The following is a 698-nucleotide window of genomic DNA, read 5'->3' on the forward strand; positions in this document are numbered from 1 at the left end:
TTATGTACCAACAACGAAATAATAGGGATCGAGACCAAGAAATGATGTTTTCTATACAAGGAGTCCCAACAAATAAAGTTAACATGAATCAATTACCAAAATGGATTCGAATTTTTGGCTATGGTGCTTTTACCTTTATGGCACTAAGCGGTTTAGCGATGCTTATTTTAAGTATTTTTAGAAGTTAAAAAATATCTCAATTATAAATACAACTAGCATTTAAACACAAAATATGAGTTTATATTTCATAAATAGACAATGAATACAAAATAAAGAAGAATCCATAATTCGCTGGATTTTTCTTTATTTATTTTTTACTTGCTAATCCATTTGGAGATAATCGGATAATGAAAATCTTTTCCTTGTAATACATATAAAATTCCTTTAAGAGGCCCGAAAACTAATAAAATAGTTAGGATTATATATAATGGGGCTGTCCACAATATCATTGACATATTACTCGCATTCATATCGAAATGGAACATGGAAAACATTAAAACTCTCATTACAAAAGTATTCCAAATCAATACAATAATCCAAGTGAATAGCTGATAAACAGCTGTTTCAATAGCAATTATACGAAGTTCTTTTGATTTGAATATGAAATAAAAAATGAACGGTACATAAAAAATTGTGATGCCAAAAAAGGTGAGAATGATGAAAGATAATAAAGTAATAGTATGCATCATTAATTTTAG

The 698-nt window shown here is 27.8% G+C and carries 2 protein-coding genes; one reads left to right on the forward strand and one right to left on the reverse strand.

Translation table 11 applies throughout. The features are described 5' to 3' along the window. Nucleotides 1–2: 2 nt before the first annotated feature. Entirely contained in the window at nt 3–188 is a 186-nt protein-coding gene (locus PLX19_RS25925) for a hypothetical protein (protein WP_272191802.1), read from the forward strand. A gap of 126 nt (nt 189–314) precedes the next feature. Here PLX19_RS25925 and PLX19_RS25930 read toward each other — a convergent pair. Continuing rightward, nucleotides 315–698 (reverse strand): hypothetical protein (locus PLX19_RS25930; protein WP_272191803.1); only part of this gene is annotated, 384 nt, incomplete at its 5' end.

Origin of the sequence: Bacillus sp. BP-3, from assembly GCF_028401955.1 — a bacterium.
Taxonomy (GTDB): domain Bacteria; phylum Bacillota; class Bacilli; order Bacillales; family Bacillaceae_G; genus Bacillus_A.

Excerpts from the sequence above, each read along its gene's own strand:
- PLX19_RS25925 (WP_272191802.1), top strand. The coding sequence starts at position 3 with ATGTACCAACAACGAAATAATAGGGATCGAGACCAAGAAATGATGTTT.